18 protein-coding genes are annotated in these 24,246 nt (G+C 73.1%); 7 read left to right on the forward strand and 11 right to left on the reverse strand.

Features of this window, described 5'->3' with window-relative positions; genetic code table 11:
- Positions 1 to 37 precede the first annotated feature (37 nt).
- On the reverse strand, positions 38 to 481 hold the full coding sequence (locus I3F54_RS29375) for a MarR family winged helix-turn-helix transcriptional regulator (protein WP_240121964.1): 444 nt from the start codon (positions 479 to 481) through the stop codon (positions 38 to 40).
- 85 nt (positions 482 to 566) lie between these two features.
- Here I3F54_RS29375 and I3F54_RS29380 point away from each other — a divergent pair, with 85 nt between their 5' ends.
- The gene (locus I3F54_RS29380; protein ID WP_240121965.1) at positions 567 to 941 is read left to right on the forward strand and encodes a cupin domain-containing protein; all 375 of its coding nucleotides are present in this window, start codon (positions 567 to 569) and stop codon (positions 939 to 941) included.
- 15 nt (positions 942 to 956) lie between these two features.
- Here the strand turns inward: I3F54_RS29380 and I3F54_RS29385 are convergent, their stop codons facing one another.
- The gene (locus I3F54_RS29385) at positions 957 to 1,952 is read right to left on the reverse strand and encodes a hypothetical protein (RefSeq protein ID WP_240121966.1); all 996 of its coding nucleotides are present in this window, start codon (positions 1,950 to 1,952) and stop codon (positions 957 to 959) included.
- Positions 1,949 to 5,482 carry a DNA polymerase III subunit alpha gene (locus tag I3F54_RS29390; RefSeq protein WP_240121967.1) on the reverse strand — a complete coding sequence of 1,178 codons (3,534 nt, stop codon included), beginning with the start codon at positions 5,480 to 5,482 and terminating at the stop codon, positions 1,949 to 1,951. Before I3F54_RS29390 ends, I3F54_RS29385 begins: the two co-directional genes overlap by 4 nt.
- Positions 5,483 to 5,616: 134 nt before the next feature.
- Between I3F54_RS29390 and I3F54_RS29395 the strand changes: the two genes are divergently transcribed.
- The gene (locus I3F54_RS29395; protein ID WP_240121968.1) at positions 5,617 to 6,648 is read left to right on the forward strand and encodes a DUF3533 domain-containing protein; all 1,032 of its coding nucleotides are present in this window, start codon (positions 5,617 to 5,619) and stop codon (positions 6,646 to 6,648) included.
- A gap of 104 nt (positions 6,649 to 6,752) precedes the next feature.
- On the opposite strand, the gene adhE is transcribed toward I3F54_RS29395, so the two are convergent.
- From adhE to I3F54_RS29410, 3 genes are all read right to left on the reverse strand, one after another.
- Positions 6,753 to 9,377 carry a bifunctional acetaldehyde-CoA/alcohol dehydrogenase gene (adhE, locus tag I3F54_RS29400; RefSeq protein WP_240121969.1) on the reverse strand — a complete coding sequence of 875 codons (2,625 nt, stop codon included), beginning with the start codon at positions 9,375 to 9,377 and terminating at the stop codon, positions 6,753 to 6,755.
- A gap of 265 nt (positions 9,378 to 9,642) precedes the next feature.
- Entirely contained in the window at positions 9,643 to 10,542 is a 900-nt protein-coding gene (locus I3F54_RS29405) for a S1 family peptidase (protein ID WP_240121970.1), read from the reverse strand.
- Positions 10,543 to 10,809: 267 nt separating this feature from the next.
- Positions 10,810 to 12,087 carry a DUF3824 domain-containing protein gene (locus I3F54_RS29410; protein WP_240121971.1) on the reverse strand — a complete coding sequence of 426 codons (1,278 nt, stop codon included), beginning with the start codon at positions 12,085 to 12,087 and terminating at the stop codon, positions 10,810 to 10,812.
- Between the two features lie 310 nt (positions 12,088 to 12,397).
- Between I3F54_RS29410 and I3F54_RS29415 the strand changes: the two genes are divergently transcribed.
- Positions 12,398 to 12,835 carry a cell division protein SepF gene (locus I3F54_RS29415; protein ID WP_240121972.1) on the forward strand — a complete coding sequence of 146 codons (438 nt, stop codon included), beginning with the start codon at positions 12,398 to 12,400 and terminating at the stop codon, positions 12,833 to 12,835.
- 47 nt (positions 12,836 to 12,882) lie between these two features.
- Here I3F54_RS29415 and I3F54_RS29420 read toward each other — a convergent pair whose 3' ends face one another.
- Together I3F54_RS29420 and I3F54_RS29425 are read right to left on the reverse strand one after the other, a co-directional pair.
- A complete protein-coding gene (locus tag I3F54_RS29420; protein WP_240121973.1) occupies positions 12,883 to 14,073 on the reverse strand; it encodes an acyl-CoA dehydrogenase family protein in 1,191 nt (396 codons plus the stop codon).
- Positions 14,074 to 14,232: 159 nt separating this feature from the next.
- On the reverse strand, positions 14,233 to 15,831 hold the full coding sequence (locus I3F54_RS29425; protein ID WP_240121974.1) for an MFS transporter: 1,599 nt from the start codon (positions 15,829 to 15,831) through the stop codon (positions 14,233 to 14,235).
- 446 nt (positions 15,832 to 16,277) lie between these two features.
- Here I3F54_RS29425 and I3F54_RS29430 point away from each other — a divergent pair, with 446 nt between their 5' ends.
- Positions 16,278 to 17,324, forward strand: coding sequence for a phosphatase PAP2 family protein (locus I3F54_RS29430; protein WP_240121975.1), 1,047 nt, complete (start codon positions 16,278 to 16,280; stop codon positions 17,322 to 17,324).
- Between the two features lie 120 nt (positions 17,325 to 17,444).
- Here I3F54_RS29430 and I3F54_RS29435 read toward each other — a convergent pair whose 3' ends face one another.
- Complete coding sequence (locus I3F54_RS29435; RefSeq protein ID WP_240121976.1) at positions 17,445 to 17,660, reverse strand: I78 family peptidase inhibitor; 216 nt, start codon at positions 17,658 to 17,660, stop codon at positions 17,445 to 17,447.
- 419 nt (positions 17,661 to 18,079) lie between these two features.
- On the opposite strand from I3F54_RS29435, the gene ctaD reads away from it, so the two are divergent.
- Positions 18,080 to 19,774, forward strand: coding sequence for a cytochrome c oxidase subunit I (gene ctaD, locus I3F54_RS29440; protein ID WP_240121977.1), 1,695 nt, complete (start codon positions 18,080 to 18,082; stop codon positions 19,772 to 19,774).
- A gap of 73 nt (positions 19,775 to 19,847) precedes the next feature.
- On the opposite strand, the gene I3F54_RS29445 is transcribed toward ctaD, so the two are convergent.
- Together I3F54_RS29445 and I3F54_RS29450 are read right to left on the reverse strand one after the other, a co-directional pair.
- Positions 19,848 to 21,155 (reverse strand): ABC transporter substrate-binding protein, encoded by a 1,308-nt coding sequence (locus tag I3F54_RS29445; protein WP_240121978.1) that lies wholly within the window; start codon positions 21,153 to 21,155, stop codon positions 19,848 to 19,850.
- Complete coding sequence (locus tag I3F54_RS29450) at positions 21,118 to 21,681, reverse strand: hypothetical protein (protein WP_240121979.1); 564 nt, start codon at positions 21,679 to 21,681, stop codon at positions 21,118 to 21,120. Before I3F54_RS29450 ends, I3F54_RS29445 begins: the two co-directional genes overlap by 38 nt.
- Before the next feature lie 122 nt (positions 21,682 to 21,803).
- On the opposite strand from I3F54_RS29450, the gene I3F54_RS29455 reads away from it, so the two are divergent.
- Together I3F54_RS29455 and I3F54_RS29460 are read left to right on the forward strand one after the other, a co-directional pair.
- Positions 21,804 to 22,283, forward strand: a complete 480-nt coding sequence (locus tag I3F54_RS29455; RefSeq protein WP_240121980.1) for a hypothetical protein — start codon at positions 21,804 to 21,806, stop codon at positions 22,281 to 22,283.
- On the forward strand, positions 22,283 to 24,246 hold a 1,964-nt coding region (locus I3F54_RS29460), incomplete at its 3' end, for an ABC transporter permease (protein ID WP_240121981.1). The genes I3F54_RS29455 and I3F54_RS29460, both read left to right, overlap by 1 nt.

Here is a 24,246-nt window from a genome sequence, read left to right on the forward strand (position 1 = left end):
AGTGATAACCGGCCGATGCCGTGACCGCCGCCCGGCGTCACCAGGCGGGCCTGAGGGGACCGTAAGGCGCAATACGGGTCAGATGGTCACGCAACACACGGACTTCACCCTCACCCAGCCGTTCGCCCCACTCCCGCACCACCTCGGCCGCGGCCTCCTCCGCCGCCCTGGTGCAGGCCCGGCCGCGCTCGGTCAGTACGACCAGCCGGGCCCGCGCGTCCCCGGGGTGCGCCCGCCGCTCGACATACCCCTTGCGGACCAGTTCGTCGACCAGCTGACTGGCCGCCTGCTTGGTGACGCCCAGGTGGTTCGCGAGTTCGGTCACCGTCGCGCCGTCGGGCAGCAGCCGGGTGAAGGCGAAGCCGTAGGCGGGCCGCCCCTCGAAGCCGCGGGCGGCGACACCGTCGTTGATGCGCCGGGTCAGGTCACCGGCGGCGGCGAGCAGGGCGGCGGTCAGGGCGAGGGCCTCGGAGTTCTCCACCTCCGCATTGAAACACCCTTGACGAAACAGTCAAGCGGCTTGACCATATAGTCATGCTGCTTGACCGAATGAACCGGAGGCACCCATGCCCGTCGTCCGCTCGTCCGAGACCGTCACCCACGAGATCCACGGTGCCCGTTTCGTCTCGTACGCCACTCCGCTCAGCGGCAGCAGGGAGCTGTGCGCCTGGCGGGGCGAGATCCCGGCGGGGACGAAGACCCCCGCCCACACCGTCAGCCGGGAGGAGATCCTCCACCTGCTCGTCGGGGAACTGCTGGTCACGCTCGACGGCGGCACGGAGCGGATCGGCGCCGGGGACACGGTCATCATCACCCCCGGCACCACGCTCGCCCTGGAGAACCCGACCGGTCACACGGCGATCACCTGGGTCACCACCTCCATCGGCCTGGAGGCGGAACTGGCCGACGGCACGCGTATCGCTCCCCCGTGGGCCAACTGAGCCCCGGCCGAGGCGCTACGCGGCCAGCCTGCCCGGCATCACCGCCCGTGGCCCGAACTTCGCCCGCGCGCGGTCCGCGACCTCCTCGATGCGGCGGGCCCTGTCGTCCGCGGGGTCGAAGGTGAGCTGGTGGGAGGCCTGGTCGGCGGAGGTCAGGCCCTCGGCGCGCAGGGCGAGAGCGCGAACCCGGGCACGCTGCAGGCCGAGCGCGTCGTACATGCCGTACGCCGCCCTCGCCAGGTCCGCCGAGTGCGCGGTCGGCTCCTTCAGGGTGCGGCTGCGCGTGGTCGAGGGCGGGGCGCCACCTGTTCGCGACCGGGGGAGGCCGGCGTAGCGCACGGTGAGGGTCAGACTGCGGCAGACCTTGTCCACGGCGCGCAACCGGGAGCCGAGCTCCTCGGCGGCCGACAGCAGCGCCCCGCGGTGCCGGTCGGGGTCCAGCTCGTCGCGGCCGAAGGAGCGTTCGGTGGCGAGCGAGCACGCGACGGCGTTCGGCACGACCCGGCCGCGGTCGACGCCGTTCGCCTTCTCGCGCAGTTCGCGGCCGGCCCTGGCGCCGACCAGGCGCTGGAGCGTGGACAACGGCGCGGCGGCGACCCTGCCGAGGGTGTCGAGGCCGTACTCGCACAGGATGCGGGCGGTGGCCGCCCCCACGCCGGGGAGCGCGGTGACGGGCCTGTCGGCGAGGAACTCCGCCACCGCGTCCTCGGGCACCACGCAGGTCGCCCCGGGCCGGGCGGCGCGCAGCGCGACACGGGCCAGCACCGGGCCCGGCCCGGCTCCGATCACGCAGTCCACGCCGTGATGGGCGAGGGCGCGCACCCTGATCACCGAGGCCAGTTCGACCGCGCTGCATCCGAAGTAGCGTTCGGCGCCCCGCAGATCGGCCAGTGCCCCGTCGGGCGGCAGCGCCTCGACGACCGGGGTGAAGTCCTCCAGCAACCCCAGGAGTTCGGGCAGGGCCGCCTCCCGCGCCGACGGCAGCTGGAAACGTACGCAGAGGATGGTCATCCCGCACTCCCCGGGCTCTGGTGCCACAGTTTCCTTCCCACCGCGGGCCCTTCGCCCGCGGGACGCAGGTCCGCCCAGGGGTGCATCTCGTACCCCGTGGGCATCCTGATCCTGCGTTCCTCCGCCGGATCGGGGGCCTCGGAGGCCGGCTCCGGATGTCCGCCCGAACCGCCCGGACGGGCCCGCTCCGGACCGTCGCCGTCCGCCGGCGCGGGGCCGTCGCCGGCGGTGCCGGGCGACTCCGCCAGTCGGGCCGCCACCTGGTCGAGCCCGCCCCGGGCACGCAGTTCGGCCAGTTCGGCGAGGTTCCAGGCGGCAGAGCCCACCACGCTCAGGCTGCGCGGGCCGCGCCGCTGCACCACCCCGCGCACCAGCAGCAGCCAGGAGTGGAAGACGGTGTGGGCGCAGGCGTCGTGCGAGTCGTCGAAGAAGGCGAGGTCGACCAGGCCCGTGCCGTCGTCCAGGGTGGAGAAGATGACCCGCTTACCGGAGCGGATCGGCGGCGTCTGGGTGGCCGCCTTGGCCCCCGCGACCAGTACCGTCTCACCGTGCCGCGCCTCGCGCAGACGCCGCGCGGACACCACGCCCAGCTCACGCAGGAACGCGCGGTGATCGTCCATCAGGTTGCGCGAGGCGTCCATGGACAGCACGCCCAGCTCGGCGCTGAGCCTCTCCGCGTCGGAGAGGTCGGGCAGCCCGGCCGGGGCGGTCTCCCGGCCGCCCGCCAACGGCAGCTGGCCGCCTCCGCCGCTGCGGGCTCCCCGGTGCAGCTCGGTCAGGTGCAGTTGCAGATCGCGGCGGTTGGCGCCGAAGGCGTCCAGCGCACCCACCTGCGCGAGCCGCCCGGCCAGCGGGCGGCTCGGCCGCGCCCGCTCCCAGAAGTCGAGCAGGGAGGCGTACGGCTGCCCGTCCGCGATCCGCTTCGCCTCGGCCTCGCTGATGCCGTGCACGTCGAGGAGCGCGAGCCGGAGCCCCCAGACTCCGGCCCGCACACCGGCCTGTTCGGACACCAGTTCGATACGGTGGGTGGCTCCCGACCGGTTCACGTCCAACGGCAGGACCGGCACCCCGCGCCGCCGCGCGTCCGCCAGCAGCAGCCGCTTGGGGTACATGCCGGGGTCGTGGGTGAGCAGCCCGGCGTAGAAGGCGGCCGGGTGGTGCGCCTTCAGCCACGCCGACTGGTAGGTGGGGACGGCGAAGGCGACCGCGTGCGCCTTGCAGAAACCGTAGCTGCCGAACGCCTCGACGATCTCCCAGGCCCGCCGGATCGTCTCCGCGTCGTACCCTCCCGCAGCCGCCCGCTGCGCGAACCAGACCCGGATGCGCCCCTGCGACTCGGGGTCGGACAGCCCGCGCCGCACCCGGTCGGCCTCGCCGCGCCCGCAGCCGGTCATGATGGCGACGATGTCGATGATCTGCTCGTGGAAGACGACGACGCCGTACGTCTCCCGCAGCGGCCCCTCCAGGTCGGGGTGCGGACAGCGGATCGGCGCCCGCCCGTGCCGCGCCTCGATGAACGGCCGCACCATGTCGGCGGCGACCGGACCCGGCCGGAACAGCGAGATGTCCACGACCAGGTCGTGGAACGTGGCCGGCTGGAGCCGCCCGACCAGATCGCGCTGCCCCGGCGACTCGATCTGGAAGCAGCCCAGCGTCTCGGCGGAGCGGACGAGGCGGTACACCGCCGGGTCGTCCGGCGGCAGCGCGTCCAGGTCGATCCGCTCGCCCGTGGTCCGCGCCACCTCGGCGACGGCGTGCGCCATCGCCGACTGCATCCGCACCCCGAGCACGTCCAGCTTGAGCAGCCCGAGGTCCTCCACGTCGTCCTTGTCGAACTGCGACATGGGAAAGCCCTCGCCCCTGGTCGGCATGACCGGCGTACGGGACAGCAGGGAGGCGTCGGACAGGAGCACCCCGCACGGGTGCATGGCCACGCCGCGCGGGAGTGCGTCGAGGGCCTCGACCAGCTCCCACAGCCTGCCGTACCTCTCCCGCTCCCCGGCCAGCCGCCTCAGCTCGGGCAGTTCGTCGAGGGCCGCGCGGGCGTCGCGGGCGCGGATGTGCGGGAAGGACTTGGCGATGCGGTCGATGTCGGCCGGGTCCAGGGACAGGGCGGCGCCGACGTCACGGACGGCGTGCCGGACGCGGTAGGTCTCCGGCATCGCGACCGTGGCGACCCGCTCGGCGCCGAAGCGGCCGATGATCGCGTGGTAGACCTCCAGGCGGCGCGCGGACTCCACGTCGATGTCGATGTCGGGCAGGACGACGCGTTCCTTGGACAGGAAACGCTCCATCAGCAGCCGGTGCTCGACCGGATCGGCGTGCGCGATGCCCAGGAGGTGGTTGACGAGGGAGCCGGCGCCGGAGCCGCGCGCGGCGACCCTGATACCCATGTCCCGCACGTCGTCCACGATGCGGGCCACCGTCAGGAAGTAGGAGGCGAAGCCGTGGTGGGCGATGATGTCCAGCTCGTGGTGCATCCGCTCCCAGTACGCACGCCGGCCGGCGTACCCCTTGCGCACCATTCCCGCCGCCGCCCGTGAGGCCAGCGCCCGCTGGGCGGTGCGGCGGCCCGCGCCGGCCAGGTGCGGCTCGGGGAAGTGGACGGAGCCCATACCGAGGTCGTCCTCGGGGTCGACGAGACACTCGGCGGCCGTCGCCTGGGTCTGCTCCAGCAGCCGGTGGGCGGCCTCGCGCCGGAAGCCGGCGGACTCGACGATCCGCTCGGCCGCCCGGAACATGGCGTCCGCGCCCTTGAGCCAGGCCTCGCCGGAGTCCAGCCCCCGCCTCGGGTCGACGGGGACCAGGCGGCGGGCGGCGTCCAGGACGTCGGCGACCGACCCCATGCCGGGGTCGGCGTAGCGGACGGCGTTGCCGAGCACCGGGCGGACGCCCTGTTCGGCGGCGAAGCCGACGGTGCGAGCGGCCAGCCGCAGGGAGCCGGGGCCGGTGCCCGTGCGGCCATGCCAGACGGCCTCCAGGCGCAGGGCGTCGCCGTACGCCTCACGCCAGGGGGCGAGGAGTCTCGCGGCCCGGTCGGGGCGACCGGCGGCGAGGGCGCGACCGACGTCGGAATCGGGGCCGAGGAGCACGGTGAGGCCGTCGGCGTGGTTGTCGGACCAGGTCAGCAGCGGGGTGCCGGCGCCGGTGTGCGCCGCTGTGACGATCCGGCACAGGCCGGCCCAGCCGCGGGCGCCGTCGCGGGCCAGGAAGACGGCGCGGGGTGACGACTCGTCGACGAAGGCACCGCCGCGCACGGGGGCGCGCCGCCTCTCCCGGCGCACGGACTCGTCCCCGCGGACGGGCCCGGGCGACGGCGCCACCGCCAGGTCCGCCCCGAACAGCGGGCGCACGCCCGCCGCGGCGCATGCCTTGGCGAAGCGGACCGCACCCGCGAGGGTGTCGCGATCGGTGAGGGCGAGGGCGTCCATGCCGCGTTCGGAGGCGCGCTCGGCCAGCCGCTCCGGATGCGAGGCGCCGTGGCGCAGGGAGAACCCGGAGACGGTGTGCAGATGCGTGAAGCCCGGCATCCACACCTCCCGCTATCGAACACCCGTTCCCACATCACTCACCCCCACCATAGACCAATTCTCGAACATATGTACGACAACCGTTCGGGCGCCTCCCACCTGCGAAAACGTCCGCCGCCCCGGACTGTGAGGACATGACACAGACCACCTTCCTCGGTGAGGTGAAGGACGCCGTCACCCCGCGGGCCACGCTGCTGGTCATCGGCGTGATCGCCCTCCAGCTGCTCTTCATCGCCTCGTACGTCGGTGCCCTGCACGACCCGCGGCCCAAGGACGTGCCCTTCGGCGTCGCCGCCGTCCCGCAGGCCGTGGCCCGGCAGGCGGTGACCCGCCTGGACCGGCTGCCCGGCTCCCCGCTGGACCCGCGCGTGGTGGCCGACGAGGAGACGGCGCGGGACCAGATCATGAACCGGGACATCGACGGCGCCCTGGTGGTCGACCCGGCCCGCACCACCGACACCCTGCTGGTCGCCTCCGGCGGCGGCACCGTCCTCGCCACCACCCTGGAGACACTGATCACCACCCTGGAGAAGACCCAGCAGCGCTCGGTGCGGGTCGTCGACGTGGCCCCGGCCTCCCCCCAGGACTTCGACGGGCTGTCGTCCTTCTACCTGGTCGTGGGCTGGTGCGTGGGCGGCTACCTGTGCGCCTCGATCCTCGCGATCAGCGCCGGCGCCCGGCCCGCCAACCCGCGCCGCGCGCTGATCCGGCTGGGAGCGATGGCGCTGGTGTCGATCGTCGGCGGACTGGGCGGCGCGGTCGTCGTCGGGCCGATCCTGGGCGCCCTGCCCGGCAGCGTCGCCGCGCTGTGGGGGCTCGGCGCACTGATCACCTTCGCCGTCGGCGCCGCCACCCTCGCCCTCCAGGGCCTCTTCGGCATCGTCGGCATCGGCCTGGCGATCCTGCTCGTGGTGATCGCGGGCAACCCGAGCGCGGGCGGTGCCTTCCCGCTGCCGATGCTGCCGCCGTTCTGGAAGGCGATCGGCCCGGCCCTGCCGCCGGGGGCCGGCACCTGGGCCGCCCGCTCGATCGCGTACTTCGACGGCAACGACACGACCTCCGCCCTGCTCGTGCTGTCCGCCTGGGCCGCGGGCGGAATCGTGCTCACCCTGCTGGCGGCGGAGCTGCGCAGGAGACGCCGGGAGGAGCCGCTGCCGGCACCGTAGGGCGGGGCGCGAAGGCCCCGCAAGCGGCCCCGGCGCCCGGCCGGGGCAACCGGTCCGCCCGGCCGGGCGCCGGAGCACCCGGTCCGGGCGGACCGTCCTGCCACTCAGGCGCCGTAGTACGCCTTCCGCATCAGCTCCTCCATGTCCTCCAGCATCGGCATCCGCGGGTTGGCGGGCGCGCACTGGTCGGCGTAGGCGTTCATCGCCTGCTGCGGGAGGGCCGCCAGGAAGGCCCGCTCGTCGACCCCCGCCTCCTGGAAGGAGGCCGGGATGCCGCAGCGCTCCCGCAGTTCCTCCACCGCCCGGGCGTACGACTCCACGCCCTCCTCGGGAGTGGCCGCCGGCAGGCCCAGCATGCGCGCGATGTCCTGGTAGCGCTCGGGCGCACGGTAGGTCTCGGCCTTCGGCCAGGGGGTCGCCTTGTGGGTGACCGTGCCGTTGTGCCGGATGACGTGCGGCAGCAGCAGGGCGTTGGTGCGGCCGTGGGCGACGTGGAAGGTGTTGCCGAGGGTGTGGGCCATGGCGTGGACCATGCCGAGGAAGGAGTTGGCGAAGGCCATCCCCGCGACGGTCGAGGCGTTGTGCATCCTTTCCCTCGCCCGCGGGGCCTTCGCGCCCTCCTTCACGCAGGCCTCCAGGTTCTCGAAGATCAGCCGGATCGCCTGGAGGCACTGCCCGTCGGTGAAGTCGGAGGCGTAGACGGAGACGTACGCCTCGGTGGCGTGGGTCAGGGCGTCGAAGCCGGAGTCGGCGGTGACCGCCGGCGGGAGGTCCATCGCGAGGACCGGGTCGACGATCGCGACGTGCGGGGTGAGCGCGTAGTCCGCGAGGGGGTACTTCTGGGCGGCGGCCGGGTCGGAGATCACGGCGAACGGGGTGACCTCCGAACCGGTGCCCGAGGTGGTCGGGACGGCCACCAGCCTGGCCTTCTCCCCCAGCTGCGGGAACGTGTAGGCCCGCTTGCGGATGTCGAAGAACTTCTCCCTCGTGTCCGCGAACTCCACCTCCGGGCGCTCGTACATCAGCCACATCACCTTCGCCGCGTCCATCGGGGAGCCGCCGCCGAGCGCGATGATGGTGTCGGGCTCGAACTCCCGCATGGTGGCGGCACCCGCCCGCACGGTGGCCAGCTCCGGGTTGGGCTCGACGTTGGCGATGACCTGGAGGGTGACCGGCTCCTCGCGGGAGTTGAGGATCTCGGTGACCCGGCGGACGAAGCCCAGCTGCTCCATGGTGCGGTCGGTGACGAGGGTGACGCGGTGCATGCCCGGCATCGCCTTGAGGTAGCGCAGCGCGCCCTTCTCGAAGTAGATCTTCGGCGGCACCTTGTACCACTGCATGGTGTTGTTGCGCCGCCCGATCCGCTTGATGTTGAGGAGGTTGACCGCGGAGATGTTGTCCGACACCGAGTTGTGGCCGTACGACCCGCAACCGAGGGTGAGTGAGGGCAGGAAGGCGTTGTAGACGTCGCCTATCCCGCCCAGGCTCGCGGGGGCGTTGACGATGATCCGGACCGCCTTGACCCGCCGGCCGAACTCCTCGGTCAACTGCTCGTCCTCGGTGTGGATCGCGGCCGAGTGCCCGAGTCCGTCGAACTCGACCATGCGGACGGACAGTTCCAGCCCCTCCTCGACCGACCCGGCCTTCAGCGCGGCCAGCACCGGGGAGAGCTTCTCCCGGGTCAGCGGCTCGCGCTCGCCGACTTCCGCGCACTCGGCGACGAGCACCGAGGTGGACTCGGGCACCGTGAACCCGGCTTGTTCGGCGATCCAGGCGGCGGACCGGCCGACGACCGCCGAGTTCAGCTTCGCCTCCCCGCAGTTGGTGCCCTGCGCACCGACGCCGAACAGGAACTGCTCCAGCTTCGCCTTCTCGGCGGCGGTGACGACATGGGCGCCGAGCCGCCGCATCTCGGCCAGGCCGGCCTCGTAGACGGTGTGGTCGAGGACGACCGCCTGTTCGGAGGCACAGATCATGCCGTGGTCGAAGGCCTTGGACAGCACGATGTCGTGGACCGCCCGGGCGAGGTCGGCGTCCGCGGCGACGTACGCGGGCACGTTGCCGGCGCCGACGCCGAGCGCGGGCTTGCCGCACGAGTAGGCGGCCCGCACCATCGCGTTGCCTCCGGTGGCGAGGATGGTGGACACGCCCGGGTGGTGCATCAGCCGCCGGGTCGCCTCCATCGACGGCTCCTCGATCCACTGCACGCACCCCTCGGGGGCGCCGGCCGCGACGGCCGCGTCCCGGACGATGCGGGCGGCCTCGGCCGAGCATGCCTGGGCGTTCGGGTGGAAGGCGAAGACGATCGGATTGCGGGTCTTCAGGGCGATCAGCGCCTTGAAGACGGTGGTCGAGGTCGGGTTCGTCACCGGGGTCATCGCGCAGACCACGCCGACCGGCTCGGCGATCTCGGTGACACCGGTCAACTCGTCGCGGCGTACGACGCCGACGGTGCGCAGGCCGCGCATCGAGTGGGTGACGTGCTCGCAGGCGAAGATGTTCTTGACGGCCTTGTCCTCGAACAGGCCCCGGCCGGTCTCCTCGACCGCGAGCCGGGCCAGCTCGCCGTGGGCGGCGAGGGCCGCGAGGGACGCCTTCTGGACGATGCGGTCGATCCGCTCCTGGTCGAGGTCCTCGAACCGGTCCAGCGCCTTGAGGGCGCCCTCCACCAACGCGTCCACCCGTTCTTCGACCTGCCGCTCTTCGACCTGCCGTTCATCGACCTGCATGGCAGGCCTCCTTCACCCTGAGCCTTCGCCGACGGCTCCATTCGACACCCCCGGCGGGCGGCGGCCGGGCCGAGAACGGCCCCATCCACAGGGACCAAGGTCCCTGCTCCGGTACGCGCACGTCCCGCCCCGCCCACCTCGGGTACGTTCCGCCGCGGGCCGCCCGGCGGCGCCTTCGCCCCCGGACAGCACAGGAGCCCCCACCGGGCGGGGGCTCCTGTGCTGCCGGCTGCGGACCGGTCCGTGCGGGATGCCGGGACGCCTGTCAGTAGACGTGGACGCCGTAGGCGCTCAGCGCCTCGGTGACCGGCTGGAAGAAGGTCGTACCGCCGGAGGAGCAGTCGCCGCTGCCACCGGAGGTCAGACCGTAGGCGATGCCGCTGTTGGAGTACAGCGGACCGCCGGAGTCGCCCGGCTCCGCGCAGACCGTGGTCTGGATCAGTCCGTGGACGATGTCGCCGCCGCCGTAGTTGACCGTCGCGTTGAGGGCGGTGACCCGGCCGCTGTGGGTGCCGGTGGTCGAGCCGCGGCGGTAGACGGTGGTACCGACCGACGGAGTGGCGGCCCTGGTGATGTCCACGCTGCCCACTGTGCCCGGCTTGGGCACCGAGCTGTCCGTGTAGCGGACGATGCCGTAGTCGTTGCCGGGGAAGGAGGACCCGGCGGTGTAGCCGAGCGTGCTGCCGGAGGAGTTGTACCAGTAGCCCGCGCCGTCGGTGCAGTGCCCGGCGGTCAGGTAGTAGGAGTTCCCACTGGAGTCCCGGACATTGAAGCCCAGCGAGCAGCGCCAGCTGCTGGTGTAGATGGCGTCCCCGCCGGAGAGCAGCTTGTCGAACGTGCCCGGGGTCCGCTTGATCGTGAGCGCGCCGGAGGCGCCGCCGGCCCGCTTCTCGAGGGTCGCGATCTCGGACGGGGAGACCGTGCTGTCGACGGTGACGACGACCCGGTTGGTCCTGCTGTCGACGGCCCAGGCGGTGCCCGGGATGTCGGCCTTCAGTACCGAGTCGCTCACCCTGGTCAGCTGCGCGGCACTGAAGGCGGAGTCGTCTGCCGCGTTCGCGCTGGGGACCGCGATCGCGGCGGCGGCCACGAGACCGGTGGAGACGGCGATCAGCCGGGACCGTCTCGATATGCCGGTGTGGGGAGTGGTGCGCTTGATCCTCACTTTTCGTTCCCTCCAAGGGAATTCGGGGGCCCGCGTGGGGTCGGGGCCCGTGAGGCGCAGCCAGGGGCACCCCGGTCCGGATTACGGAGCCGGGGTGCCCCTGGCAAGCACTGAGGGGGAGTATTCGGCCGAACGGCCGGTCGGCACAAGGCGCCTTTCGGCCGTGTTTCAGCATTCAACTGTCTTTCCCCCAGCGAGATTTGCCGGACCTGACCAGCAGACACTCATGCCGCAGGGGACCGGCCGGGTGGCGGCCGGTCCGGCCCATCAGCAGTCGCAGGGGCAGCAGTCGCAGTCACCGCAGTCACAGTCGCGGCAGCACCCCTCGCGCTTCTTGCGCGACCAGGGGCCCTCGTACTGCTCGGCGCAGCACAGCTTGCACGTGCAGCACAGCAGCCAGAACATCCCGCAGCCCGCCCAGAACCCGCGTCGCCCCTCGGGCTGCCGAGGGGCGGGACCGTCGCCGAAACCGCCGAACCCACCGCCGCCACCGCCGCCACCGGGGAAGCCGCCCTGCGGGGGAACGGCTCCCCCGGCGTACGGGTCTCCGGCGTACGGGTTCCCACCGGGCGGCTGCCGCGGCACCCCGGGCTGCGCACCTGACGGCCCGTACGGTCCCGGCGCCCCATGGGGCCCGGGTTGCCACCCCGGTGCCCCGCCCGGCCCCGGCCGGTGCGAGGCGCAGGCAGGTGCGGTGCCGAAGGCCCGGTCCACCGACCGGCGCAGCTCGTGGACGAGGAGCAGATGGGCGAGGCCGGCGTCGGCGAACTCGACGTCCTTCAGCGCGAGCCGGATGCCGTGCAGGGCGTCCCCGGCCAGGCGCCGCGCCTCGGCCGGGGAGGTGCCGGTGGCGGTCAGCGGGTTCCAGGCGCCGCACGCGGCATCGGCCGCCCGGTCCTCCACGGCGTCCAGCAGATGGGCGAGGCGGCCGAACAGGCGCCCGGCCTCCGCGAGCGGTGCGGCGTTGCCCGGGCGGCCCGCGAGGACGGCGGTGTGCGCGAACGCCGCGGCGGTGGCGGTCTCGGTGGGTTCGGTGACGGTCAGGATCGGCGTGCCGGTCCCGGCGAGCGCCTCCAGACCGAGCTGCCGGTCCACCGCGTCGACGAGGATCGCGGTGTCGAACCCGACGGCGAGGCCGCCGCGCTCCCCGGCCCGCCCCCAGCCGGCGGCGACCCGGCGAGCGGCGCGAGCCACCGACCGGCGGGCCAGCAGCCCGTCCCCGTCGGCGACGTGGTCGCGCACCTTGGCCGAGGCGAGGAGCAGCGACACGGCTGCCGCCAGCCGTGCTCCCTCGCCCTGCGCGACGGACGCGGTGCGCATGCCCCGCAACGGACACGGTCCCGCCGTGCGGCGCGCGGCGGGGGTGCGGCCGGCTTGAGCCTCCGTCAGAACCGAGAGGAGAAGCCCGTCGTAGTTCGTCACGATGCGCGCGAACTGTCCGTGGTCCTTGCGCAGGGCGAGACACAGACCGCACAGATGCGCCGCCCACGCGGCGGTGAACCTCTCACCGAGCCGGTGCCGGCACGGCCTGACCATTCCGAACACGACAACCCCCGTCGCCCTGGAGACATTGCCGCCGCATCGTATCGGCCGATGATCGCACCGCCCCGGCGGTGCGACGTTCACCCGGACGCACCGACCGTCACCCGGACGCCGCGAAGAATCATATTTCACTCACAGTCAGCAGCCGTTCGGGGCGCGGCCCTTGGGAGACACGGGCTCTCGACGGATTCGCTGTGCACCAGTACCGTCACAAACCCCCCGCGCGGCGTCTATCCACTTGGCGCGCCATCCGCATCATGGATGACCATAGGGATGCGGAAAGCAAGAAAGACCGCTGTGAGAGGAGGCGTCCATGGGATCGGTGCGCAAGGCGAGTGCCTGGCTTGGCCTCGTCGACGACAACGATGACGAGCGTTACTACGACGACGACTACTCCGAGGGGACCGGCTCCGGGGACGCCTGGGTCACCGACCCCCGGGTGAAGGTCGCCACGGACACGGCCGAGGAGAAGGGCCGCCGGATCGGCACGGTCACCCCGGACAGCTTCCGGGACGCCCGCGCCATCGGCGAGCTGTTCCGCGACGGGGTGCCGGTCATCATGAACCTCACCGCCATGGAGCCCGCCGACGCCAAGCGGGTCGTCGACTTCGCGGCGGGGCTCATCTTCGGCCTGCGGGGCTCCATCGACCGCGTCTCCAACCGCGTGTTCCTGCTGACCCCGGCCGACACGGAGATCATCAACGGCGAGCCGGCCGCACACCGCACGGACGGCTTCTTCAACCAGAGCTGAGGCAGGGCCGCTCACCGGTCCTGCCTCCCCCCAGGGGCCGGCAGCGCCTACCGGAACGCGTCGAGTCCGGTGAGCGCCTTGCCCAGCACCAGCTGGTGCATCTCGACGGTGCCCTCGTAGGTGAGGACCGACTCGAGGTTGGTCGCGTGCCGCATCACCGGGTATTCGAGCGAAATGCCGTTGGCGCCGAGGATCGTACGGGCCGTGCGGCAGATCTCGATCGCCTCCCGCACGTTGTTGAGCTTGCCGAAGCTGACCTGCTCGGGACGCAGGCGGCCGGCGTCCATGCGCCGCCCGAGGTGATGGGCGAGCAGGATCCCCTTGTGCAGTTCGACCGCCATGTCGGCCAGCTTGGCCTGGGTGAGCTGGAAGCCGCCGATGGGCCGACCGAACTGCTCGCGTGAGCCGGCGTAGGCGAGCGCCGACTCGAAACAGGACCGCGCGGCCCCCATCGCGCCCCACACGATCCCGTACCGCGCATGGGACAGGCAGCTGAGCGGCCCGCGCAGCCCGGTGACCTCCGGCAGTACGGCGTCGGCGGGCAACCGTACGTCGTCGAGCACGAGTTCGCTGGTGACCGACGCCCGCAGGGACCACTTGTGCCTGATCTCGGGGGCGGAGAAGCCGGGGCTGTCGGCCGGCACGACGAAGCCGCGGATGCCGTCGTCGGTCTGCGCCCAGACCACGGCCACCCCGGCGACCGACCCGTTGGTGATCCACATCTTGCGCCCGTTGAGGACCCAGTCGCCCCCGTCCCGCTTGGCGTGGGTGCGCATGGCGGCGGGGTCGGAACCGTGGTCGGGCTCGGTCAGCCCGAAGCAGCCGATGACCTCACCGGCGGCCATGCGCGGCAGCCAGGCCTGCTTCTGCTCCTCGCTGCCGAAGCGGTGGACAGCGTACATCGCCAGCGAACCCTGGACGGAGACCAGGGAGCGGATGCCGGAGTCGGCGGCCTCCAGCTCCAGGCAGGCGAGCCCGTACTGCACGGCGGAGGCACCCGCGCACCCGTAGCCCCGGAGCGACATCCCGAGCGCACCGATCCCGCCGAGCTCCCGGGCGAGCTCCCGGATGGCCGGCAACTCGCCCTTCTCGTACCACTCGGCGACGTGGGGCAGCACCCGGTCCGCCGCCCAGCTGCGGACGGTGTCCCGGACGGCCAGGTCCTCCGGTTCCAGCAGATCGTCGATGCCGAGGGGGTCGGCGGGGTCGAACGGGGGCAACTTCGAGGACGCGGACATGGGACACCCTCCGACACGCGCTCTAAAACTAGCGCCGCTAGTCACGAATTCGGGGCCGACGTTACGGGGCGGTGTCCCGCACGTCCAGTACGCCGCAGGGGCGGGCCCGGTCCACACCGCGGCGCTCCCGCAGGCCCGCACGGCACGCCGGCCCCGGCCTCACACGGAGATGCTGGGCCTCTCCTCCACACCCCGGGGTGCGGGCACCGAGACCTCCGCGCACTGCATCACCCTCGGCAGCCGCAGCGCGATGGCAGCGCCCACCAGCAGCAGGCCGGCGCTCACCAGCAGGGTGACGTGCAGCCCGTGCACGAACGAATCCCGCGCCGCCCGGCGCAGGGCGGCACCCGCGGACCCGCCCAGCCGCCCGGAGACCTCGTAGGCCTCGCCCAGCGAATGGCCCGCCGCCGCCGCGTCCGCCGCGTCGATTCCCGGCACGGACGCGGGCCCCGGCGCGTACGCGGCGTTCATCACGCTGCCCAGCAGCGCGATCCCGATCCCCGCGCCGAGCTGGTACGAGGTCTCCCCGATGGCCGCGGCCCCGCCCGCCTGCTCCGGCGGCGCCTCGCTCAGCATCGACTCGTACGCCCCGAACAGCGTCGTCTCCAGCCCGAACCCGAGCAGCACGAACCCGAGGAGCAGCAGGCCGGGATTGTCGGCGGCGCCCATCGCGGTCAGCGTCGCCACCGCGGCGGCCGTCAGGCAGAACCCGGCGCACACCATCCGGCGCGGCCCGAACCGCCGCAGCATCTGCGCCCCTGCCAGACCGGCCGCCATCGCCGCGAAGGTCAGCGGCAGCAGCCGCAACCCCGTCTGCAGCGGTGACAGCCCCAGCACGAGCTGGAGGTACTGTGCCGCGATCAGCTCCAGGCCCACGAGCGCGAGCATCGCCAGCACGATGCACCCGACGGACGTACTGAACACCGGCCGCGCGAACATCCTGAGGTCGACCAGCGGATGCCGGCGCCCGCGCTGGCGGCGCACGAACAGCGCCAGCAGCGCCGCGCCCCCCAGCAGCGGCAGCAGTGTCGGGGCACCGAGCACCGGCTCACCGCCACCGAGACGCTTCACACCGAACACCAGACCGAACAGACCGGCCGCGGCCATGAGCGCGCCGACCACGTCCCAGGGCCCCTCGCCGTCGCCGGTCGACTCCGGCAGCAGCAGGCGGCCCACCGGCAGGCTCACCACCATCAGCGGGATGTTGACGAGGAAGACCGCTCCCCACCAGAAGTGTTCCAGGAGGAACCCGCCGAGCAGCGGCCCGACCGCGGCGCCGACCGCGGCCACCGCGCTCCACAGGCCGATCGCCAGCGCCCGCTCGCGCCGGTCGGGGAACACCTGCCGCAGGATCGACAGCGTGGCGGGCATGATCATGGCCCCGCCGACGCCCAGCAGCGCCCTCGCCGCGATGAGTACCTGCGCGTCGGGCGCGAAGGCGGCCAGCGCGGAGGCGACGCCGAAGATGCCGTACCCGAGCAGCAGGATCCGTCTGCGGCCCACCTTGTCGCCGAGCGTGCCGAACAGGATCAGCAGCGAGGCGCAGACGAGCGGATAGGTGTCGACGATCCAGAGCAGCTCCATGGCGCCGGGCCTGAGGTCCTCGCTGACGGCGGGCACCGCCACGTGCAGCACGGTGGCGTCCACGGCGACCAGGAGCAGGCTGACGCACAGCACCACGAGGACGACCCAGCGGTTGGCACCGGCCCCGGCCGCCCGACGGCGCAGCGCGGCGGCGGCCGTGGTCGTCCCGGACATGTACGTACCTCCCAGTGATCCCTCGCTCTCGCCGGCCACGCGGCGTGCGGCTCCGCTCCGGGGCGGGCGCGCATGCGGGCGAGTCGTCAGGGTACGCGAGTCCATGCAGGACGGGGCTGAGCTGTCTGTTGCGCCACATCCGCGGGCGTGTGACACCAGACACATGAACGGGCGGCGTGCGGTGGGTGCACAGCGGGTGCCGGGGCGGCCGGAGAGGGCCGGTGGGGCGACCGCGCAATTCCCCCGCGAGCCGGGGGCGAACATATTCCGAAAGGCGCAACAACCCCACACGGGTGAGTCGCGGTGAGATTAATCGGCCGTATGCGAGAACCAGCAGGCCACGCGGTGAATAACAGTGAAACTGCGATCAATCACACATCACGTGGACATCACGAAGCCGCCGGTCGGATCCGATGCACAGCTCACTCGCTGTAACGTCGATTGACGTGCGTACTGAACCAAAGGCGGGCCGTTGGGACTGGCTCTTCGCCCGGCTCGACCGGGAGCCCGAGCGGCCGACCCACATCGATGTACCGCGCATGACACGGCACAGGGCCGCCCTGTTCGGCGCGACCCTGGCCTTCTACCTGGCCATCGTGTGGCTCGTCGTGACGACCTCGTGGCTGGTCCGGCTGGACTGGCAGGTCATGTTCTTCCGGCCCTACCAGCAGTGGTCGCAGATCCACTGGTTCGTGGACTACTACGTCGTCCTCGGCCAGCGCGGCCCCACCGCCGTGATGGTGGCGGCATGGCTGGGCTGGCGGTCCTGGCGGCAGCACACGCTGCGCCCGCTGCTCACCCTGGGCGCCTCCCTGTTGCTGCTCAACGTCACGGTCGGCGCGGCCAAGCTGGGCATGGGCCGGCTCGGGCCGCACTACGCGACCCTCATCGGGTCGAACGAGATGGGCCTCGGCGGCGATATATTCCCCAGCGGCCACACCGCCAACGCCGTGGTGACCTGGGGAATCCTGGCCTACCTGGCCTCCACCCCCAGAGCCCGGCGCTGGCTGTCGGCCCTGTCCGCGGTGACCGCCCTCGGCGTCGGCATGTCCACCGTCTACCTGGGTACGCACTGGCTCAGCGACGTGCTGCTCGGCTGGGCCGCGGGCCTGCTGATCCTGCTCGCCCTGCCCTGGTTCGAACCGCTGATCGCCCGCGCCGAGGTCTGGATCCTGGACCTGCGCGACCGCCGGCGCGCCCGCCGTGCCGCCCCCGCCACGGCTCCGGCTCCGGCTCCCGTTGCGCCGGTCACCACCCCGGCGCTGCTCAGGCCGCGCCCGACGGCCGTCCAGGACGAGGCGACGGCGGCCCGGGAGACGCCCGCGGCGGCCCGGCACCCGCGGGCGCCCGCCTATCTGGCCCCGGGCCCGCACACGACCCGCTCGGAACGCACCCCGGTCACCCCGTCGGGAAGCCGCCGCCCGCCGCACACGGAGCGCCTGCCACGTGGTACGGCGGCCCCGGCTGCCCGCCCCCTGGCGAACGGCGGTTGACGGCCGCGGCGGGCCGGCGGGGCGCGGTACGCACGCCCCACCACCCCGAAGCCGGAGGGCCCCGTCCGCGGACCGCCGGGTCCCGCGTCGTATCCCTCCGGGGCGGGCCGGACCGGAGGTTCAGCCCTTCCAGGCGCGCACGACCCGGTCCTCCGCGACCTCGAAGTTCAGCCGCCCCACGCGGTACTCCAGGGTGATGATCGACCCCGGCGGCAGCGAGCGCACCGTCGACCACCCCCGCTCCCGGGCGAGCCGCTCGGCCTGTGCGGCCCGGAGGCCGACGTATCCGTCGGGGCTGTCCTGGGGTTCCGCCGGCGGAGTGGGAAGGGAAGCCATGTCCCCACGCTAGGCGCTGCCCGGCGCCCCCGGAACCCGATCACGTGCGATGGATCACTCCGGTCACGCTTCTGTCACGGGATCCCGACAGGCGTCTCGGGTGCGCTGCGTCACGGGCCCGGGTGAATTTCCGGGCCTTCCGCAGGTATTCGAACGCAATTTCCGCGGGTCTTCCGGAACCATGTGCCGACGGACCGGAAAGCACCGCGGGAACACCCTCCGAACGGGTTTCCCTTTTCCCTTGCGCACGACCCGCCGGAGCGGGTCCCGCACGGGGAATGCACGGCCCGGCACAACCGGCCGGTACGCGTCTTGCCGGGTGAGGCGGTGGTGCTCGCACCATGGCGGACGTCCGTGCCGCGTGCGGCGCGGGCCCTGCGGCGAACCCGGGACACGACGAGCGAAGGGGCGAGCAAGCGATGGGCACCCAGACCGTGACGGCGGCGGCGCATCCGGGACCTGCGGCCCGGCGCCGCGGCCGGGTGATCGTCGAGTGGCTGACCACCACCGACCACAAGAAGATCGGGCACCTCTACCTGATCACGTCGTTCGCGTTCTTCCTGATCGGTGGTGCGATGGCGCTGCTGATGCGGGCGGAGCTGGCCCGGCCGGGGCTCCAGATCGTGGACAACGAGCGGTTCAACCAGTTGTTCACGCTGCACGGCACGATCATGCTGCTGCTGTTCGCGACGCCGAGCTTCGCAGGCTTCGCCAACGAGCTGATGCCGCTCCAGATCGGCTCCCCCGACGTCGCCTTCCCGCGGCTGAACATGCTCTCGTACTGGCTGTTCCTGTTCGGCGGGCTGATCGTGCTCGGCTCGCTGCTCGTTCCGGGCGGGCCGGCCGCCTTCGGCTGGTTCGCCTACGCGCCGCTCAACAGCGCGCAGCACTCGCCCGGAGTGGGGGCCGACCTGTGGATCATGGGGCTGGCGCTGGCGGGCTTCGGCACCATCCTCGGTGCGGTCAACTTCATCACCACGATCGTCGGCATGCGCGCGCCCGGCATGACGATGTTCCGGATGCCGGTGTTCACCTGGAACACGTTGCTGACCTCGGTCCTGGTCCTGTTGGCCTTCCCGGTGCTGGCGGCGGCACTGCTGGTGCTGGAGGCGGACCGGCGGTTCGGCTCCCGGGTCTTCGACGCGGCGAACGGCGGGGCGCTGTTGTGGCAGCACCTGTTCTGGTTCTTCGGGCATCCGGAGGTGTACATCATCGCCCTGCCGTTCTTCGGCATCATCACCGAGATCATCCCGGTCTTCAGCCGCAAGCCGGTCTTCGGCTACCTGACGCTGATCGGCGCGACGATCGCGATCACCGGCCTGTCGGTGGTGGTGTGGGCGCACCACATGTTCGCCACCGGCGCCGTGCTGCTGCCGTTCTTCTCCTTCGTCAGCTTCCTGATCGCGGTGCCGACGGGGGTGAAGTTCTTCAACTGGACCGGCACGATGATGAGGGGCTCGCTGTCCTTCGAGACGCCGATGCTGTGGGCCGCAGGCTTCCTGGTGACCTTCCTGTTCGGCGGGCTCACCGGGGTGATCCTGGCCTCGCCGCCACTGGACTTCCACGTCACCGACTCCTACTTCGTGGTGGCGCACTTCCACTACGTCGTGTTCGGCACGGTCGTGTTCGCGTTCTTCGGCGGGCTGTACTTCTGGTGGCCGAAGTTCACCGGGCGGATGCTCGACGAACGGCTGGGCAGGATCCAGTTCTGGACGCTGTTCGTCGGCTTCCACACGACGTTCCTCGTGCAGCACTGGCTGGGCGCGGAGGGCATGCCGCGCCGCTACCCGGACTATCTGGCCGCCGACGGCTTCACCGCCCTGAACACGGTGTCGACGATCGGTGCGTTCCTGCTCGGCCTGTCCACGCTGCCGTTCCTGTACAACGTGTGGAGGACCTCGCGCTACGGCGAGCAGGTCGGGACGGACGACCCGTGGGGCTACGGCCGCTCCCTGGAGTGGGCGACCTCCTGCCCGCCGCCGCGGCACAACTTCCTCACGCTGCCGCGGATCCGCAGCGAGTCCCCGGCGTTCGACCTGCACCATCCGGAGCTCGCGGCAGCCATCCCGCCGCCCGGGCCGGTCCCGCGCCCGTCGTCCGGCGAGCCGTCCTGACCGCTCCGGCTGCCCGGTTGCCCGCCCGGACGGACGCGCTCCGGGCCCGCCCGGGGCCGGCCCCACGACCGGTTCACGGCCGGTACGGCAGTTGCGGCACGTCGAAGCAGGTGCGGTTCATGTCGCCCTGGGTCACCCAGCCCTTGCCGTCCTCCCAGCGGGCCACCGACAGGCATGTCCGGCTGGTCGTGGGCGGTTGCGGCAGGCTCGTGAAGGAGACCGGCAGCAGCAGGCCGTCGGCTGTGTAGCCGTGGGTGCGGCCCACGACCCCGTCCACGCACGCGCGCGTGACGCCGGCGCCGCGGGCGCAGGACTCGGCCGCGCCGGTGAACCACATCGCGGCGGCCCAGCCCTCCAGCTGCCACTGGGAGTGCGTGCTCAGCCCCCGGGTGGCGTCCCGGAACGCGCGGACGGCCGGTTGGCCGGTGTCCTCGTAGTTGCGGCTGGAGCCGGTCACCCACAGGGTGTTGCGGCAGTGCGGGGCGTCCTTGTAGTCCTCGGGGACGGTGGACGTCCAGTTCTGCACGTTCGTCACCTTGGCCGTGACACGGGCGCCGACCTCGTCCATGGCCTTGCACAGCTGGGCGTTGCCGTGCGTGTCGATGGCGTCGAAGACGACGTCCACGCCCCGGGCCTTCAGATCGGCCGCGACGGCACGGAAGTTGGGCAGTGCGAAGTCGACCTGCTCCGGGACCACCCGGTAGCCCTCGGCCTTCAGCCCGCGCTCGACGAGCCGGGCGTAGGCGGCCGAGGCGGACTGGTTGTACGACACCACGGCGGCGGTGCGGGCACCGTGCTCGCGCGCGAAGTAGCGGTACACCTCCGTGCCCCCGTAGAGGGTGCCGCCCCAGCCGGGGGTGCCGTCGCGGGGCGCGGAGCTGCCGTAGATGCCGTACAGGTGCGGCCAGGTGTCGTAGGCGGCGCCGATGGGCTGACCTCCGACGTCGGGCACACCCGCGTGGGAGACACGGGGGGCACCGGCGTAGTCCAGGACGGTGGTGGCGACCAGGGCCACGACCTTGTCCTCGTCGATCAGCCGGTGCACACAGGTGTTGTTGCCGACGCCGCTGCCGCCGTCGTCGCACAGGTGCACCTCGACGCGGCGGCCGGCGAGCCCGCCCCGGGCGTTGAGCCGGTCGAAGTAGGCGCGGGCACCGTCGCGCGGTCCGGTGAAGGCACTCCCACCGACCGGGCTGGTGGCACTGGTGATGATGCCGACGGGGATCGGCGGGCCACCGCTCGCGGCGGTCGCCGGGCCGCGGGTGCCGGTGCCGAAGTCGCTCTCCGGCAGCCTGCTGCCGCAGGCCGCGGCCAGGACGAGCAGCAGGACCCCGGCGACGGCCTCAGCAGCCCGGAATCGGCGACTGCGAGGCGGACTCATTGCCGCTCATCTGCACCAGTGCGCACAGGGTGCTGACGGACACCTTCCAGGTGCCGTCCTGCTCGACGGCGGTGCCGGAGGCACCGGGCAGCACGGTGGCGCCGTTCAGGGTCAGGTCGTAGGTGACCGTGGCCTGTCCGGCCGAGGTGAACTCGACCTTCTCCACCGTGGCCTGCACCTGCCCGCCGCGCTGGTCGCCGCTGAAGGCCTGGAGCACCGGCGCCATCCGCTCGCCGTTCTCCAGCACGGCCTGCTTGTCCGTCAGGGAGGTGTTCGGGTCGAAGAACGTCCGCCAGTTCTCCTTGATCTGCTGCTCGGCCGCCGCGACGTCGGCGGGCAGGGACGGCGACGCGCTCGCCGTCTGCGATGAGGACGACGAACCCCCGTCGCCGCCGTCGCTGCACGACGCCAGCGCCGGGGCGAGAATGAGAAGGAGGGCGGCCGCGAACGCCGTGCCCCGTCCCGCCGCCCCCGGGCCGCGGGACGTCGTCGCCTTCCACCGCCTGAGGTCGATCCCGAGAACCATCTGGCTCACCACCGGGTGTCGGTCCGGGCCGGGTGCGCCCGGTGCTTTCAGGGTCGGCTTCCTCAGGGCATAGTGCAAGCCATTGGCCGGCGTGGGCAGCCGGAGGACGTGCGGGAGCCGAGATGAGGACAGCCGACCGACTGCGGACCGTGCACCCCGTCCTGTGGGCCGGCTGGGCCGCGCTCGCGGCGGGCGGGGTGCTGTGCTTCATCGGCTGGTACGGCGTCTCCGGCGAACGGTTCGCCGAACGCCAGCTGCCCTATCTCGCCTCCTGCACGATCCCCGGAGCCGCGCTGATCGTCGCCGGGGCCGTGCTGCTCACCCATGGCCGCGCCCACGTCGCCGCCGCCCGTGTGGAGGAGCTGTACGGGCTGCTCGTGGAGCCCGAGCCCGCCGGCCCCGCGACGGGGGCGCCGACGGCCGGCGCCCCCGTCGCGGTGAGCGGGGAGAAGCTGATGGTGCCGGGGGGCACGCTGTGGCACCGCGCGGACTGCCCTCTGGTGGCCGGTAAGGCGGAGGCGGTCCCGGTGGACGCGAAGCTGCTGGCGGGCGGCGACCTCGGCCCGTGCCCGATCTGCCATCCGGCCGAGGAAGCCGGCTGATGTCCTCCCTCACCTACGACCTCACCGTGGCCGGGCTCGCGGTCGGCAGCGCCGCCGCGCTCACCGGGATCGGCCTGATCGTGACGTACCGGGCGACCGGGGTGCTCAACTTCGCGCACGGGGCGATCGCGATGGTGTGCGCCTACGTGCTGCGGCAGTGCGTGGTCGGGTGGGGCTGGCCGACGTGGCTGGGGGCCGTGGTGACACTGGCGGTCGTCGCGCCGGGCATCGGGGTGGTCCTGGAACGGCTCGTCTTCCGCGCCCCGGCGGTGCGGGGCGGAGCCCCGGAGCAGACGCTGGTGGCGTCCATCGGGGTGTTCGTGCTGCTGGTGGGCGGGGCGGCGCTGGTGTGGGGGCAGGGGGCGCGCAGCGACGCCCCCGACCTGGTGCCGGCCGAGCCGTGGGGTCAGCTGGCGGTGGCGCTGGCGCTGGCGGCGGGCACCGGCGCGGTGATCCGCTGGACGCGCTTCGGGCGGGAGCTGCGCGCGGTCGTCGACGACCGGCAGCTGGCCGTGCTCGGCGGCATCGACGCCGACCGGGTGGCGGCGGCCGGGTGGGCGTTCGGGGCGTTCACGGCGGGGCTGACGGGGGTGCTGCTGGCCCCGTACGTGCGTCTGGACCCCTACGGGCTGCCGCTGCTGGTGATGGAGGTGGTCGCGGTCGCGGTGGCCGCCCGGATGCGCAGCCTGCCCGTGGCGGTGGTGGTGGCGCTGGGGATCGGGGTGGCGCAGAGCCAGCTGACGCGGCTGCACCCGACGGGCTGGGCGGCACCGCTGGTGCAGGCGGTCGGCGCGAACCTGTTCGTGGTGGCGCTGCTGGTCGCCGCACTCGTCCTGCCGGGTGTCGGCGCGGGCCGGACGGCGCCGCGCGCCGTCGGCGGGGAGCGCGTGCCGGCCCCGCACGGCGCGTGGCTCGTGGCCCTCGTGCTGTTCCTGCTGCCGCTGGGGCTGGCGGGCGAGGACCTGCACACCGCGGTGCAGGTGCCGGCGCTGGGCGTGGTGCTGCTGTCGCTGGTGGTCGTCACCGGCCGCGGCGGCCAGATCTCCCTGGGCCAAGCGGCGTACGCGGGCCTGGGCGCCCTGTTCACCGCGCTGCTGGCCGCGGGCCGCTTCCCGGGCCTGCCCCGGCTGCCGGAACTGGCGGCTCTGGCGGTGGCTGTGGCCCTGGTGGCGCCGCTGGGCCTGCTGACGGGCTGGCCGGCGATCAGCCGGCACGGTCTGGCGCTGGCACTGGCGACCTTCGCGGTGGGCGTCGGGGTGAGCCGGTTCGTCTTCGCCCAGCCGTACGCCACCTCCGGGCTGGCTCTGGGCCGCCCGTCCGGCTTCGAGGGCGACCGCGCCTACTACGTGCTGGAGCTGGCCCTCCTGGCGGCCGCCCTGCTGGCGGCACGGCGGCTGCGCACCGGCCGCACCGGACGGGCCCTCGCAGCCATGCGGGACCACGAGCCGGGCGCGTCCGCGGCGGGCGTGCAGGTCCCCTCGCTCAAGCTGCTGGCCTTCGTCTCGGGCGCCGCGCTGGCCGCCCTCGGCGGCGGTCTGCTGGGCATGGGGCTGCGCGCCTTCGACCCCGGCGCCTACGACCCCGTGCGCGGCCTGCTCTGGTTCGCCGCGGTCGTCGTCCTGGGAGCCGACAGCACCCTCGGCGCCCTGGCCGCCGCGGCTCTTCTGGTCGGCCTGGACGCCGGCGCCCGCGGCGGCATGGCCGCGGCCGTGATCGGTGTTCTGGCGGTCCTCGTCGGCCGCTTCCCGAGCGGGCCGTTCGAGGCGCTGCGTGCGGCGGCCCGGCGGGCCCGGCTACGGAGGCCGGCCGGGCTGACGGCGCGGGGGGCCGAGGTCCGCAGGAGGCTTCGTCCCGCCGGACCGCGTCCCGCTCCCCGCCCCGCCCTGGCGGGGGCGACGGCCCCGGCACCGGGAGGGGCGGGCGGCCGGGCCGCGCCGGGCGGGGTGGGCACGCCCCCCGGCGA

Origin of the sequence: Streptomyces sp. MUM 2J (assembly GCF_022414535.1) — a bacterium.
Classification (GTDB): Bacteria; Actinomycetota; Actinomycetes; order Streptomycetales; family Streptomycetaceae; genus Streptomyces.

Excerpts from the sequence above, each read along its gene's own strand:
- I3F54_RS29455 (WP_240121980.1), top strand. The coding sequence starts at position 21,804 with ATGAGGACAGCCGACCGACTGCGGACCGTGCACCCCGTCCTGTGGGCC.
- I3F54_RS29420 (WP_240121973.1), bottom strand. The coding sequence starts at position 14,073 with ATGTCCGCGTCCTCGAAGTTGCCCCCGTTCGACCCCGCCGACCCCCTC.
- I3F54_RS29380 (WP_240121965.1), top strand. The coding sequence starts at position 567 with ATGCCCGTCGTCCGCTCGTCCGAGACCGTCACCCACGAGATCCACGGT.
- I3F54_RS29445 (WP_240121978.1), bottom strand. The coding sequence starts at position 21,155 with ATGAGTCCGCCTCGCAGTCGCCGATTCCGGGCTGCTGAGGCCGTCGCC.
- adhE (WP_240121969.1), bottom strand. The coding sequence starts at position 9,377 with ATGCAGGTCGATGAACGGCAGGTCGAAGAGCGGCAGGTCGAAGAACGG.
- I3F54_RS29435 (WP_240121976.1), bottom strand. The coding sequence starts at position 17,660 with ATGGCTTCCCTTCCCACTCCGCCGGCGGAACCCCAGGACAGCCCCGAC.
- I3F54_RS29450 (WP_240121979.1), bottom strand. The coding sequence starts at position 21,681 with ATGGTTCTCGGGATCGACCTCAGGCGGTGGAAGGCGACGACGTCCCGC.
- I3F54_RS29385 (WP_240121966.1), bottom strand. The coding sequence starts at position 1,952 with ATGACCATCCTCTGCGTACGTTTCCAGCTGCCGTCGGCGCGGGAGGCG.
- ctaD (WP_240121977.1), top strand. The coding sequence starts at position 18,080 with ATGGGCACCCAGACCGTGACGGCGGCGGCGCATCCGGGACCTGCGGCC.
- I3F54_RS29425 (WP_240121974.1), bottom strand. The coding sequence starts at position 15,831 with ATGTCCGGGACGACCACGGCCGCCGCCGCGCTGCGCCGTCGGGCGGCC.
- I3F54_RS29395 (WP_240121968.1), top strand. The coding sequence starts at position 5,617 with ATGACACAGACCACCTTCCTCGGTGAGGTGAAGGACGCCGTCACCCCG.
- I3F54_RS29415 (WP_240121972.1), top strand. The coding sequence starts at position 12,398 with ATGGGATCGGTGCGCAAGGCGAGTGCCTGGCTTGGCCTCGTCGACGAC.
- I3F54_RS29390 (WP_240121967.1), bottom strand. The coding sequence starts at position 5,482 with ATGCCGGGCTTCACGCATCTGCACACCGTCTCCGGGTTCTCCCTGCGC.